A 13,348-nucleotide genomic window follows, 5' to 3' on the forward strand; every position below is an offset into this window, starting at 1 on the left:
CCGGATACACGCGGTTCACCGCCCTTACCGCGACCAATCCGGATTCAACGCCTTCGGCCGTGTTCGGACCGTGTCAGCGCCCGTCACGTCTGTAAGCAGGTACGCAACAAAAAGCCCCGGGCTCGCGCCCGGGGCTCCGCGTTTCAGGATCGTCGCGTGGAAGCTTAGAGCTTGCCGGCGCGCTGCTGGATCATCATGAACGTGTCGAAGGTGTATTCGCCGAGCTGTGCCCAGAGATAGGCATCCTTCTTGAAGGCCAGCTGGTCATCGTAGACCTTCTTGAAGAACGGGCTCTGAGCCGACAGTTCAGCGTAGATCTCGAGGGCAGCCTGGTAGCAGGCTTCCAGGATTTCCTGGCTGAACGGACGCAGCACCGTGCCTTCGGCCACAAGCTGCTTCAGAGCCTGCGGGTTCTTGGCGTCGTACTTGGCCATCATGTTGGTGTTGGCGAAGGCGCAGGCATCCTGCAGGATCGCCTGGTAGCTCTTCGGCAAGCTGTTGTACTTCTCCAGGTTGAAGAAGCCGTGAACGACCGGTCCACCTTCCCAGAAGCCCGGATAGTAGTAGTACTTGGCGACCTTGTGGAAGCCGAGCTTGGAGTCGTCATACGGACCGACGAATTCGGCCGCGTCGATCGTGCCCTTTTCGAGCGCGGGATAGATGTCGCCGCCGGCGAGCTGCTGCGGCACGACGCCAACCTTCTCGAGAACCTTGCCGGCGAGACCGGCAATGCGCATCTTCAGGCCCTTGAGGTCGTCGACCGTGTTGATTTCCTTACGGAACCAGCCGCCCATCTGAACGCCGGTATTGCCGGCCGGCAGGCCGTAGACGCCCTGCGTGGCATAGAATTCATTCATCAGCGTGTTGCCGTTGCCCTGGTTGAACCAGGCGTTCTGCATACGCGCATTGAGGCCGAAGGGGATTGCGGTGCCGAAGGCGAAGGTCGGTTCCTTGCCCCAGAAATAATAGGAGGTGGTGTGGGCTGCTTCGACCGTGCCGCCGGCGACCGCATCGAGCGCCTGCAGGCCGGGGACGATTTCGCCGGCAGCAAAGACCTGGATCGAGAAATTGCCGTCCGTAGCAGCTGCAACGCGTTCGGCAATGTCGACTGCGCCACCGTAAATCGTGTCGAGCGACTTCGGGAACGAAGACGTCATGCGCCAGGTAATCTTCGGGTTCTCCTGGGCGATGGCAGGCGCTGCCAGCACCGTGGATGCGGCGGCACCGGCACCGGCCACGCCCGCTTTCTTGATAAATGAACGACGATCCATGAATTGACCTCCCATCATGGTTTGCTCCAAACGGGGGAAACCTTGCGCCCCCTCCCGCTGGCAATGCCGGCGAGATAACCATTTTGTCCAAAGCGTTTCAAGCGCTGCCGCAATATTCTTTCGACGTAGAAAGCCTTTCAGTTGCTTTGTCGGCGCGACGACTGCCTAAAGCTTGTAATAGTTGCTTTTTTAGGCAATTCGCCAACCTCTCGCACAATCCGGCCAAGGGCACGCCGGTCATTCCGAACACCCCGATCCGACCGGAATTCGCCGGCCGTGCAGCCGGGTTCGAAATTATCAATAATCAACCACGAGCGGTGCGATCCGCGATGTGCCCGTCGAGGCAGTCAGCCATATATCGCCAAGATGTACGATCCCGGACACAGACAGGGCAAAGGCGACCATTCCGCAAAGATCGCATATTGACTTCTCCCCCCGGCTCACTCCAAGAAATGCGGAGCCGCACAGGCCTTCCCCGGAGTCTTTGATGCCCAAACCAATCATTGCCATTCCCGCCGATATTCGTGAATTCGACGGTACGAGCTGGCACGCCGCGCAGAACCAGTATGTCAGGGCCGCCCTGAAGGTCGCCGACGTCATGTCCTTCATCATCCCGGCCTTCGAGGACGGCAACGAAACCGATGCGCTGCTCGACCGCGTGGATGGCCTTCTGGTGTCCGGTTCGGCCACGAACGTGCATCCCTCGCTCTACGGCGCCGAAGCGCGCGACAGCGACGGCCCCTTCGATCCGGCGCGCGATGCGACCACCCTGCCGCTGATCCGCCGCGCTCTCGAACGCGGCATCCCGCTGCTTGCCATCTGCCGCGGCATCCAGGAACTGAATGTCGCGCTCGGCGGCACGCTGGCCACCGAGATCCATGAACAGGAAGGTGTCTGGGATCATCGCAAGCCGCAGCATCCCGACCGCGACGTGATGTACAGCATCCGCCAGGACGTGGTCGTCGCCGAAGGTTCTTGCATCGCCCGCTATCTCGGCGCGGGCTCGATCCCGGTCAACTCGCTGCACCGCCAGGCGATTTCCAGGACCGCGCCCGGCCTTCAGGTCGAAGCGGTTGCCGATGACGGCACAATCGAGGCCGTCTCGGTGATCGACGCCAAGGGCTTTGCCATCGGCGTGCAGTGGCATCCGGAATACTGGGCGGAAACCGACCGCCCGTCGCGCGCGCTGTTCGAGGCTTTCGGCGACGCCGTGCGCGCCTACGTCAAGACGAAGGCGTAAACGTCCACTCGCCGTCTGGATCGCCTCAGGGCTTCTGAGGCGTTTCCGGGACCGGCGTCAGCGCCCGTCCCGTCTTGAACCAGGCAATCAGATTGTCGGCCACGAGATCGGCCATGGCGTTGCGCGTCGGCACCGAGGCCGAAGCCACATGCGGCAGCAGCGAGACGTTGGGCAGGTCGATGAGCGCCTGCGGCACCTGCGGTTCGTTCTCGAACACGTCGAGTCCCGCCGCGGCAATCGTCCCATCCTTGAGCGCTGCGATCAGCGCCGTCTCGTCGACCGTCGTGCCGCGACCGACATTGATCAGGACGCCGTTCGGCCCGAGCGCCTTCAGCACATCGGCATTGATCGACTTCACCGTCTCCGGCGTCTTCGGGACGATGGATATCAGCGTATCGACCGCTTCGGCCAGTTCGATCAGGCTCGCATAGTGGCCGTAGCCGACATCGGTGCGCGGCCGGCGCGTGTGATAGCTGATCCTGACCTTGAAGGGTTCGAGCCGGCGCGCGATCTCGAGCCCGATCCGGCCGAGGCCCTGGATGCCGACGTGCCGGCCCTTCAGCGAGAGCGGCGACAGAGGATACGGCCCCTCCGCCGACCACCGGCCCTGCCTGAGCCAGGTTTCGGCCTGCGGCAGTTGCCGCACCGTGTTGATCAGCAGCGCGATCGCGGTGTCGGCGACCTCGTCGTTGAGAACATCCGGCGTGTTGGAGACGATGACGCCTCGCCGCGCTGCGGCCGCGACATCGACCCCGTCATAGCCGACGCCGAAACTGGCGATCATTTCCAGATTGGGCAGCGCCTCGATCCAGTTGGCCGGCAGCGCACCGGAAACCGCGACGCCGCGGATCGCCTCGGCGTCCCCCCTGGAAATCTCCAGCTCCTTGCCATGCGGCACGGCACGGATCTCAAAATGTTCGGAAAGCCTGTCGACGACCCGCGGATTGATGCGGCCCGGCACAAGAATGGTGACACGCGCGTTCGGCATGGTCGGCCCCATGATTGGTGTTATCGGCGGTGGATCGGGCCGGTGGACTGGCGAATGCGCATTTCCGGCTTGATCAGGTGAATGCCGTCCGGCTCGTGGCTGCCAGCCAGCTTGTCGAGCAGCGCGCGCGCGGCAAGCCGCCCGACTTCCGCCTGGCCGTTCCACACCGTGGTGAGCGCCGGCGTGGCGATCGAGGCTTCCTCCAGATCGTCATAGCCGGTGACCGAAATGTCCTGTCCCGGCACCAGACCGGCGCGGGCGATGCCGTTCATCAGGCCGATGGCGACAAGATCGTTCCAGCACACAGCGGCGGTCGGCTTCTGCGGCAGCGAGAGGAAATGCACCGCCGCCTCGAAACCGCCCTGCTTGGTGCGGGGTCCCGGAATGCGCAGTTCCGGATCCACCTCCATGCCCGCCTTGCGCAGCGCATTGACATAGCCCTGGTAACGGTCGCGGCCGGTCGACGTCTGGTCGGTGCCGCCGATCATGGCGATCGTGCGGTGCCCGAGGCCGATCAGGTGGTTGGTGGCCAGCGAAATGCCGTAACTGTCGTCGCCGCGATAGGTCGGCACGTCGAGCCCGTCCATCTGTCGGGCGATCAGGATCGCCGGCATGTTGTTGTCTTCGGCGAGCTTGATGTCCTCGACCGGCGTGCCGATCGCCGGCGACATGATGACGCCATCGCCGCCAAGCTGCAGCAGCGTCTCGATGAAGGTGCGCTGCTTCTCGACTGAATCGTAGTGGTTCGACAGGATGAAGGTGTGGCGGCTGCGATCGAGCTCGCTCTCGATGGCTTTCAGGATTTCGCCGTAGAACGGGTTCATGATGTCGTGCACGACAACGCCGATGATGCCCGAGCGGGAGGTGCGGAGACTGGCGGCGCGGCGGTTATAGATATAGCCCAGCGCCCGTGCCTGTTCCTTGATCTTCTCGCGCGTATCGGCCGCCACCAGCGGACTGTCGCGCAGCGCGAGCGAAATGGTCGCCGTCGACAAACCCAGCGTTTCGGCGATCGTTGACAGTTTGACTTTCTGAGCCACTTTGCCTCCCTTGGCGGTCCGATGCATGCTTCCCGTTTTCCTCCAGCACACTTAAACAGTTTAATTAAATAATTTAAGTGCGCATATCAATTCCCGGCTCCCCGGAAAAAAGGCGGGCTATTCAGCTTTTTGCCGTCTGTTCGTGCAGGTTTTCCTCGACCGCCGCCAGCAGCTTCACCAGTTGCTTGACCTCCTTGCCGGAGAGGCCCCTGGTCGCCAGGCGCTCCGCCTCGCCAACGGCCTGGACGATGGTCTCGAGGCAGGCGCGTCCCTCGGCGGTCAGGTGAACCATGGTCAGCCGCCCGTCCGCGTCGGCGGTGCGCCGCTCGACGAACCCCTGTGCCTCCATCCGCCCGATGGTGCGCGTCATGGTCGGGGCCTTGACGCCAAGCTTCTGCGCCAGCGCACCCGGGGTGAGCCCATCCTGCTCCGCCAGCAATTGAACGACCGTGTCCTGGCCGGCATAGAGGCCGCTCTCGGCAAGGCCGCGCGACAGCTGCGTGCGCATGGCGCGGGCGACCTGGGTGACGGCGACCGACACCGATGGGCTGCGCTCGCCATGCTCCTTTTTCTTGGCGGACTTGTTTTTCTTGTCGCCCTTGTCCTTTTTCGCCATTCTGCCCTCCTGCCGCGCCCCGGTGCGGCGACCCCAATTGTTGTGCCGGCTAACATTCGGCGCCTGAAATCCTTAGCGAAGAACGAAGATCGACGCCAGATGCCACAGCCCAAGGTCCATTTCCACGACAACGATCCTTCGCTCCCGCCCGAAACCCGACGGGACTGGATCGCAGTGCTGCCGCTGGGCGCCCATGAACAGCACGGCCCGCACTTGCCGTTCGAAACCGACACGCTGATCGTTGAGGGCATCGTCGCCCGCCTCGCCGGGAGGCTCCCCGCCGATCTGCCGGTGACCTTCCTGCCGGCCGAGCCGATCGGCTATTCGATCGAGCACATGGATGTCGCCGGCAGCAAGACGCTTGCCTACGCGCAAGCCGTGGAGCGCTGGCTGGCGATCGCCGAGGATCTGTCGCGAAAAGGCATCCGCAAATTCGTCATGCTGAATGCCCATGGCGGCAACTCGCCGCTAATGACGGTCGTCGCCACGGAAGCCCGGGTGCGCTTCGCCATACTGGCCGTCGCCACGAGCTGGACGCGCTTCGGATTGCCCGTGGGCGTGATCACCCCCGAAGAGAAGGCGATCGGCATCCACGGCGGCGAGATCGAAACCTCAGTCATGCTGGCCCTTCACCCCGACCGGGTGGACATGACGAAAGCCGAAGACTTCCCGTCGCGTCAGTCCGACTTTGCCGCCCGCTTCACCCATCTGCGCGCCTACGGTCCGCACGCCTTCGGCTGGAAGATGTCGGATCTCAACCGGCAGGGCGTGACCGGGAATGCAAGGGCCGCCACCGCGGAAAAGGGCGCGAGGCTGATCGATCACGCCGTCGAGGGCCTTATCGCCCTGCTGCGGGATGTGCAGGCGTTTGATGTGAACGCCTTCCGATAGATTGAAAACCGAAGCGGAATGCATTATTTTTGGACCAGAATATTGGACCATAAGCGAGATCATTCATGCGGATGTCCGTCAGCGAAGCAAAGGCCAATCTGACCGAACTGGTGCGCCGCGCCGAGGCCGGCGAGGAGATCATCCTCACCCGGCATGGCAAGGAGACGGTCAGGCTGTCTCCTGTGGCGCCAGTCCAGACGCCCGAGGAGCGGCGCGCGATCATCGCGGAAATCCGAAACCGGGTACCCAGGTTGCCGGCAGAAGGGCCAAGCGCGGCCGGTAGCCAGGATTTCCTTTATGACGACAGCGGCCTGCCCGGATGATCGCGGTCGACACGTCCGCCCTGATGGCGATCGTGTGCAACGAGACGGCCGCCAATGACTGCCAGGCCGTGCTCGCAGCGAACAGCGAGGTCTGCCTTTCCGCCGGCACGCTGGCCGAGGCGCTGATCGTCGCGACCGCCCGAGGGCACTTCTCGGACCTGCGCGATCTGGTCGACCGCCTCCGGTTTACAATCGTCGACATGACCGAAGAAACGGCGGAACGCGCCGCCGCGGCCTACGCCCGCTGGGGCAAAGGCAACCATCCTGCCGGACTGAATTTCGGCGACTGCTTCGCCTATGCCCTGGCCGATCAACTGCAATGCCCGCTTCTGTTCGTGGGCAATGATTTCTCCAAAACCGATATCATCCCCGCGCTGCCGGCCTGAGCCTGGGCTATGGCTTCCGGCAGGCCCGGCGGACCACCTTTTCTTGCGCCGGGCGAGGCGCCACAACCACGATCCCGCCACCAAGGTCTTTGAAATCCGCAAAAATCTGCCGGCAAGTGTTGTAAGGCGCGGACCCGACAGCCTATATCTCTGCCCAGCAAACAAGGAAGGCAATCATGACCGAAGCTGCCGCAAAACCCATTCCCGTCACCGTTCTGACCGGCTATCTCGGCGCCGGCAAGACGACGCTTCTGAACCGCATCCTGTCCGACAATCACGGCAAGAAATATGCGGTCATCGTCAACGAATTCGGCGAGATCGGCATCGACAACGACCTGATCGTCGAGTCGGACGAAGAGATCTACGAGATGAACAACGGCTGCGTCTGCTGCACCGTGCGCGGTGACCTGATCCGCGTGGTGGAAGGCCTGATGCGCCGCCCCGGCCGTTTCGACGGCATCATCGTCGAGACCACCGGCCTTGCCGATCCGGTTCCGGTGGCCCAGACCTTCTTCATGGACGACGACGTGCGCGCCAAGACCGAGCTCGACGCCGTGGTCGCGCTGGTCGACGCCAAGCATCTGCCGCTGCGCCTGAAGGACAGCCGCGAGGCCGAGGACCAGATCGCCTTCGCCGACGTCGTCGTCATCAACAAGACCGACCTCGTCAGCCATGAGGAACTGCATCGCATCCAGGACATCGTGCGCGCCATCAACCCCTCGGCCCGCATCTATTCGACCACCCGCTCCGGCGTCGATCTCTCCAAGGTGTTGAATCAGGGCGCCTTCAATCTCGAACGGGCGCTGGAAAACGATCCCCACTTCCTCGATCACGACGATCCGGATCACGTCTGCGGTCCGGATTGCGATCACGATCACGGCCACCATCATCATGATCATGACCATGACCATGACCATGACCATGACCATCATCACCACGATCACCACGGCCATGACCACCATGACCATGCCCCCTCGGCGATCCATGACGTGACGGTGATGTCGATCTCGCTGCGCGGCGGCGAGATGAACCCGGACCGCTTCTTCCCGTGGATCCAGAAGATCACCCAGACCGACGGCCCGAACATCCTGCGCCTCAAGGGCATCATCGCCTTCAAGGGCGACGAGGAACGTTATGTCGTTCAGGGCGTGCACATGATCATCGAGGGCGACCACCAGCGCCCGTGGAAGGACGGCGAGAAGCGCGAAAGCCGCCTCGTCTTCATCGGCCGTGACCTTGATCGCGAGAAGATCGAGAAGAGCTTCCACGCCTGCGAGGCCTCTTCCTGATGCCGACGGTTGCTCCCCTCGACATCGAAGGTCACGTCGTCACCGCCGCCTTTCTCGGGGACATTCCGGTCTTCGCCGCGGCATCCGGCAGCATCCACCGCCTCGACGGCGGCGAGAAGGTGTCGGAAGCGCACCAGGGCGGCATGCTGGCCTGCGTCAAGGACAGCACGGACCAGACGCTCGTCACCGGCGGCGAGGATGGCCGGGTTTTGCGCATCGGCCATGACGGCATCGTCACGGAACTCGTCCATGTGCCGCGCAAGTGGATCTCCGTCGTCGCGGCCGGGCCGCAGGGCGCCATCGCCTATGCGGTCGGCAAGGCAGGCTATGTCCGGCTCGCAGACGGCACGATCCGGGAATTCACCGAGGAAAGGACCATCGAGGGCCTGGGCTTTGCGCCAAAGGGCCTGCGCGTCGCCGCAGCCCGCTACAATGGCGTGACCCTGCACTGGATCGGCACCACCGGCGCGCCGGTCGACCTCGAATGGAAGGGCGCCCACACGGGTGTGACCTTCTCGCCCGACGGCCGTTTCGTCGTCACCACCATGCAGGAGAATGCGCTGCACGGCTGGAAGCTCGACAGCAAGTCGGCCGAGACCCGCCACATGCGCATGACCGGCTATCCGGCCAAGGTGAAGTCGCTGTCCTGGTCGGCCAAGGGCAAGTGGCTCGCCTCGTCGGGTGCGCCTGCGGCCATCGTCTGGCCGTTTTCGGGCAAGGAAGGCCCGATGGGCAAGGCGCCGCTCGAACTCGGCACCCGCGCCAACATCATGGTCACTCAGGTCGCCTTCCATCCGGCGGAGGAGGTTCTGGCGATCGGCTACGTCGACGGCATGATCCTCGCCGTGCGCATTGCCGATGGCAAGGAGGCGCTGCTGCGCCGGCCCGGCAAGGGCGCCATCACGTCGATCGGCTGGAGCGCCAGCGGCAAGCTCCTCGCCTACGCTTCCGAAGCGGGCGATTGCGGAGTCATCGACATATCAGCCTGATTGAATTCGAAATTGCTTAAATAAATCAGAGATATGCCTGTCGCATTTGTGCGACAGGAAAAGCTGGCGAAATCCACGTTTTCTCAAGTTTTTTACTGCGAGGAACATCGTGCTTAACAGCTCGGTAATGCTTGATGCATAGTTTTTGCTATGTCCGAACGCTCTTACCGCAGGCAATAGAAGCAACGGTGTGATCGGTCTGTCCGGACGAAAAGACTTTTAAAACTCTGCCAACCGGCCTGCCGCCGGGGATGCCATCCATCGCGCGTCCCTGCCTCGACGCTTGGCGTTTTCATGGAAACACGCGCATGCGCTTCGATATTTCCTTTATGGTCACGTCCGCAGGCCTGGCTCTGGCAGCGGGCCTCGTCGCCACGGTCGGGATCGGGATGCAGACCCTCCAGACGCTCAAGATCAACGGCCCGATTTACCAGCAGATCGTCGATGGCAAGGACCTGATCGCCGACATCCTGCCGCCGCCGCTCTATCTCACCGAAGCCTATTCGCTGACCAGCGAGACCGCCCTGCATCCCGAGACCGCACAGGCTAATGTCGCGCGACTCGAAGTGCTGAAGGGTCTTTATGCCGAGCGCCGCGAATACTGGAAAGACTCGACCCTGCCACCGGAATTGGCGACCAAGCTCTATTCGGAAGTCCTGACCAAGGGTGACGTCTTCTGGCAACAGCTCGACGCTGCCTACCTTCCCGCCGTTGCCTCTGGCGACGCCGCTGCGGTCAGCGCCGCGTTGCCCGGCCTGAAGGAGAGCTTCCACGTCCATGAAACGGCGGTGAACGAACTCGTCGAACTGTCCAACGCCTATCTCAAGACCCGCGAGGAATTCGCCGCCGCCGAGACGGCCCAGCGCGAGATGCTCGCCCTTGGCGGCGGCGCCGCGCTGACGCTGACGACGCTCGGCGCCGTGCTGTTCATCCGCCGCCGCGCGCTCAAGCCGCTTGGCCATATCGGCAGCTACATGACGAGCATGGCGGAAGGCAATTACGACCAGGCCGTGCCCTATGCGATGCGCAACGACGAGATCGGCGAAATCGCCGCGGCCGTTGAGGTGTTCCGCGTTGCCGGCCTGGAGAAGCGCCGGCTGGAAGCCGAAGCGGAGAACGCCCGCACGCTGTCCGAAGGCGAGCGGGCTGCCCGCGAGGAACGCCGCCTGGTAGAAGCCGAGGCCCTGCGCATCGTCGTGGAAGCGCTCGGCGCCGGCCTCAACCGTCTGGCCGAATGCAACATCCGCATGACCATCGACGAGCCTTTCGAGCCCCGCTTCGAATCGCTGCGGCGCGACTTCAACAACTCGATCGCCACCTTCCAGGCGACGCTGGAAGAAGTGTTGTCGGAGACCAAGGCGCTCTACGACAACGGCCAGGAAATGCGCGCCGCCGCAGACAACCTCTCGCAACGTACCGAACAGCAGGCCGCAGCGCTGGAGCAGACCTCGGCCGCCCTCGAGCAGGTGACGTCGACGGTTCGCTCCTCGGCGGAGCGTACCCTGGACACGCGCAATCTCGTGCGCGACGCCAAGCAATGCGCCATCTCCTCGGGCGACGTCGTTCGCGACGCCATCAGCGCCATGCAGCGCATCGAAAAGGCCTCCTCGGAAATCAGCCAGATCATCGGCGTCATCGACGACATCGCCTTCCAGACCAACCTTCTGGCGCTCAATGCCGGGGTGGAAGCTGCGCGCGCCGGTGAAGCCGGCAAGGGCTTTGCCGTCGTTGCCCAGGAAGTGCGCGAACTTGCCCAGCGTTCGGCCACCGCCGCCCGCGAGATCAAGGGCCTGATCCAGAACTCGACGGTCGAGGTGTCGGCCGGCGTACAGCTGGTCGGCGAGACCGGCCAGGCGCTCGATCAGATCCAGGGTTTCGTTGCCCGTGTCGACACCAATATCGACGCCATCGCCACCGCCGCCCGCGAACAGGCGACCGGCCTGCAGGAAATCTCCTCAGCGATCCACAGTATCGACCAGATGACCCAGCAGAACGCCGCCATGGTCGAGGAGACGACAGCCATCAGCCACACTCTGGCGGAAGGTGCATCGCACCTGACGATGCTCGTCGGCCGGTTCCAGCTCAATCGCCGCGGCGCCGTTCGCGAGGCCGGCTCCATGCAGGAAACGGCCGGGCTGCCGGCGCCCTCGCGCGCAGCCTGACATCGCAGGAACCAGTGCGCCGGATCCGGGCAGCAGGCAGCCCCCCCTGGCCTGCTGCCCTTCTTTTAATCGGCAGTGAAGCGGCATGCGATGGAGGGCATGGGATAAGCGCGATGCCACGCGGTCCCCGGTCCACATCGCTCGCTTGAATTGCCGGCCCCGGTAGGCTATCGCTCAGCCATGGCCACAGCTCCTTCAAAGCCCCCAAAGAAGACCCTGCGCTACAAGCTCCTGCGCGCTCTCAAGCTCGTCGACGAGCCGGAGCGCGAGGACCAGATCTAATACCAGACCGGCGGCGCGAAGCGCAAAGCGCATGCGACCTGGTGCCGTGGCGAGACCACCAACTTCTTCCCCGACAAGAAGGCGATCGCCCAGCCCGACGCCGTCGACGAATATATCGGCAAGGGCTGGTTTCCGGCTGCCCCTTCATCACCCGCGAGCACTACATCACCGCCTTCGGCAGTTGCTTTGCCAGCGAGGTGACGAAATATCTCTACCGCGAGGGCTACCAGGTCTTCGGCCGCGACATGAAGCTGAACTCCTATGTGGTGCGCAGCGGCGAAGGCATCGTCAACTCCGCGGCGATCCGCCAGCAGTTCGAATGGGCCTTCGAGGGCAAGACGCCGAAGATCGAGCTCTGGCACGACAAGGAAGGTGTTCCCGGCGACTATTCCGACGAGGTCCGGCAGGCGACGCGGGCAATCTTCGAGAAGTCGGACATCTTCATCCTGACGCTCGGCCTGTCCGAGGTCTGGTACGACAAGTCGACCGGCGAGATCTTCTGGCGCGCCATCCCGAAGCGCGACTTCGACCCCGAACGCCACGGCTTCCGCGTGCTGGGCGCGGTGGAAAACCTCGACAATCTGCGCCGCACCTATCAGCTGATCCGCGCCCATCGCCCCGATGCGACCGTGATCATGACGCTCTCGCCCGTGCCGCTCGCAGCTACCTTCCGGCCGGTTTCCTGCATCACCGCAAGCGCGGTTTCGAAGGCCTCGCTCCGGGTGGCGATCGACGAACTGATGCGCGAGGTCGGACCGTCTGCCGACAGCAAGCTCTACTACTTCCCGTCCTACGAGATGGTGACGTCGTTCCTGCCGAACCCGATGAAGGACGACTTCCGCCACCCGACCGAGGAATCGGTCGAGTTCATCATGCAGACCTTCAAGCGGAACTTCCTGCGATAACGGCGCCTTCGCGCCCGGTTATCGCAATCGGGATCACCCCTTGGCGAGCGCCGCGGCGATGCGCGACTTGATGTCGGCGGTGACGCGCTTCTTCGTCTCGGCGATGTCGAGCGGCTGCGACCAGGCCTCGATCCTGCGGGAAGGGGTGCTTCAACGGATGCCAGGTATTGTGCCGCTGGAGGCCGACTTCCTCGACGATCTGCGTGCGATAGCTCTTCGGCCCGACGAAGATCACCGGAATGCCCATGGCGATGCAGGGCATGGCGCAATGGATACGCGTGGTGACGACGAGCGCCGCCTTCTTGCCATAGGTCTCGACGATTTCCTTGGCATATTGCAGGCGCGTTTCTGCGGACACGTCGATGAAGCGATGGCTGACCGTCTTCACCGTCAGCCCCTTCTTGAACAGCTTCGGCGACGGCTGGTCGCGATTGGCCTCGACGAGATAGATCGAATCCGGATCGCGGTCGGCCGGCGCGTTGAAGGTCAGCGTGTTGCACAGCGGCAGATAGGCATCGACGCCGAGCGAGCGGATGAAATCCACCGTGCCCTGATCGCGGCAGCCGATCGGCTCGTGCTTTTTCAGGTAATCGGCATGGCGCGCAATCGTCGGCTTGGCGTGCTTCTGCACGTGGAAACCGAAGAAGATCGGCTTGATCGACGGGCTCGGCGGCCAGTTGTCGAGCTTCGACAGGAACCAGCCATTGGTGACGAGCAGGGTCTCCGGTCCGTCATAGCTGTTGAGATGGTCCCGGTTGAGGAACACATCCACCGGGGGCAGATGCTGCATGACGGCGACGCTCTGGATATCGTCGCCGATGTTGTTGCCGTTCCAGCTGAGAGCACCGATTTTCATGCCGTCACATCCCCTTGAGAGCTACCGGGCGGGGATAGTACGCGGCCGAGGCGATTGCCCCCGCCGGCCGGCAGGCCGATCCGTGTGGCAATGCCGGACTGCAACGTTAC

13 protein-coding genes are annotated in these 13,348 nt (G+C 63.4%); 8 read left to right on the forward strand and 5 right to left on the reverse strand.

The genetic code is table 11. The features are described from left to right. Nucleotides 1-164 precede the first annotated feature (164 nt). Nucleotides 165-1,271, reverse strand: coding sequence for a TRAP transporter substrate-binding protein (locus L867_RS0109315; RefSeq protein ID WP_028736631.1), 1,107 nt, complete (start codon nt 1,269-1,271; stop codon nt 165-167). Between the two features lie 487 nt (nt 1,272-1,758). Between L867_RS0109315 and L867_RS0109320 the strand changes: the two genes are divergently transcribed. After that, complete coding sequence (locus L867_RS0109320) at nt 1,759-2,511, forward strand: gamma-glutamyl-gamma-aminobutyrate hydrolase family protein (RefSeq protein ID WP_028736632.1); 753 nt, start codon at nt 1,759-1,761, stop codon at nt 2,509-2,511. A gap of 25 nt (nt 2,512-2,536) precedes the next feature. On the opposite strand, the gene L867_RS0109325 is transcribed toward L867_RS0109320, so the two are convergent. The 3 genes from L867_RS0109325 to L867_RS0109335 all read right to left on the reverse strand — a co-directional run bounded on the left by L867_RS0109325 (nt 2,537) and on the right by L867_RS0109335 (nt 5,155). Next, a complete protein-coding gene (locus L867_RS0109325) occupies nt 2,537-3,499 on the reverse strand; it encodes a 2-hydroxyacid dehydrogenase (protein ID WP_028736633.1) in 963 nt (320 codons plus the stop codon). A gap of 20 nt (nt 3,500-3,519) precedes the next feature. Then, nucleotides 3,520-4,539 carry a LacI family DNA-binding transcriptional regulator gene (locus tag L867_RS0109330; protein ID WP_028736634.1) on the reverse strand — a complete coding sequence of 340 codons (1,020 nt, stop codon included), beginning with the start codon at nt 4,537-4,539 and terminating at the stop codon, nt 3,520-3,522. Nucleotides 4,540-4,660: 121 nt separating this feature from the next. Then, a complete protein-coding gene (locus tag L867_RS0109335; protein ID WP_028736635.1) occupies nt 4,661-5,155 on the reverse strand; it encodes a MarR family winged helix-turn-helix transcriptional regulator in 495 nt (164 codons plus the stop codon). A 99-nt stretch (nt 5,156-5,254) separates the two neighbouring features. Here L867_RS0109335 and L867_RS0109340 point away from each other — a divergent pair, with 99 nt between their 5' ends. The 7 genes from L867_RS0109340 to L867_RS24910 all read left to right on the forward strand — a co-directional run bounded on the left by L867_RS0109340 (nt 5,255) and on the right by L867_RS24910 (nt 12,382). After that, entirely contained in the window at nt 5,255-6,046 is a 792-nt protein-coding gene (locus L867_RS0109340; protein WP_028736636.1) for a creatininase family protein, read from the forward strand. A 65-nt stretch (nt 6,047-6,111) separates the two neighbouring features. Next, nucleotides 6,112-6,369: a type II toxin-antitoxin system Phd/YefM family antitoxin gene (locus L867_RS0109345; RefSeq protein WP_028736637.1), complete on the forward strand. Its 258-nt coding sequence runs from the start codon at nt 6,112-6,114 to the stop codon at nt 6,367-6,369. After that, nucleotides 6,366-6,755 carry a type II toxin-antitoxin system VapC family toxin gene (locus tag L867_RS0109350; RefSeq protein ID WP_028736638.1) on the forward strand — a complete coding sequence of 130 codons (390 nt, stop codon included), beginning with the start codon at nt 6,366-6,368 and terminating at the stop codon, nt 6,753-6,755. Before L867_RS0109345 ends, L867_RS0109350 begins: the two co-directional genes overlap by 4 nt. Nucleotides 6,756-6,931: 176 nt before the next feature. Then, a complete protein-coding gene (locus L867_RS0109355; protein WP_028736639.1) occupies nt 6,932-8,044 on the forward strand; it encodes a CobW family GTP-binding protein in 1,113 nt (370 codons plus the stop codon). Further along, nucleotides 8,044-9,033 carry a WD40 repeat domain-containing protein gene (locus tag L867_RS0109360; RefSeq protein WP_028736640.1) on the forward strand — a complete coding sequence of 330 codons (990 nt, stop codon included), beginning with the start codon at nt 8,044-8,046 and terminating at the stop codon, nt 9,031-9,033. Before L867_RS0109355 ends, L867_RS0109360 begins: the two co-directional genes overlap by 1 nt. Before the next feature lie 308 nt (nt 9,034-9,341). Continuing rightward, nucleotides 9,342-11,195, forward strand: a complete 1,854-nt coding sequence (locus tag L867_RS24905; RefSeq protein ID WP_051438894.1) for a methyl-accepting chemotaxis protein — start codon at nt 9,342-9,344, stop codon at nt 11,193-11,195. Between the two features lie 323 nt (nt 11,196-11,518). Then, nucleotides 11,519-12,382 (forward strand): GSCFA domain-containing protein, encoded by an 864-nt coding sequence (locus L867_RS24910; RefSeq protein ID WP_269748259.1) that lies wholly within the window; start codon nt 11,519-11,521, stop codon nt 12,380-12,382. Here the strand turns inward: L867_RS24910 and L867_RS24915 are convergent. After that, nucleotides 12,360-13,238, reverse strand: coding sequence for a polysaccharide pyruvyl transferase family protein (locus L867_RS24915; RefSeq protein ID WP_051438896.1), 879 nt, complete (start codon nt 13,236-13,238; stop codon nt 12,360-12,362). The two genes, L867_RS24910 and L867_RS24915, sit on opposite strands and share 23 nt — an antisense overlap. Nucleotides 13,239-13,348 lie beyond the last annotated feature (110 nt).

The sequence above is a fragment of the Paenirhizobium selenitireducens ATCC BAA-1503 genome, from assembly GCF_000518785.1.
GTDB lineage: Bacteria > Pseudomonadota > Alphaproteobacteria > Rhizobiales > Rhizobiaceae > Allorhizobium > Allorhizobium selenitireducens.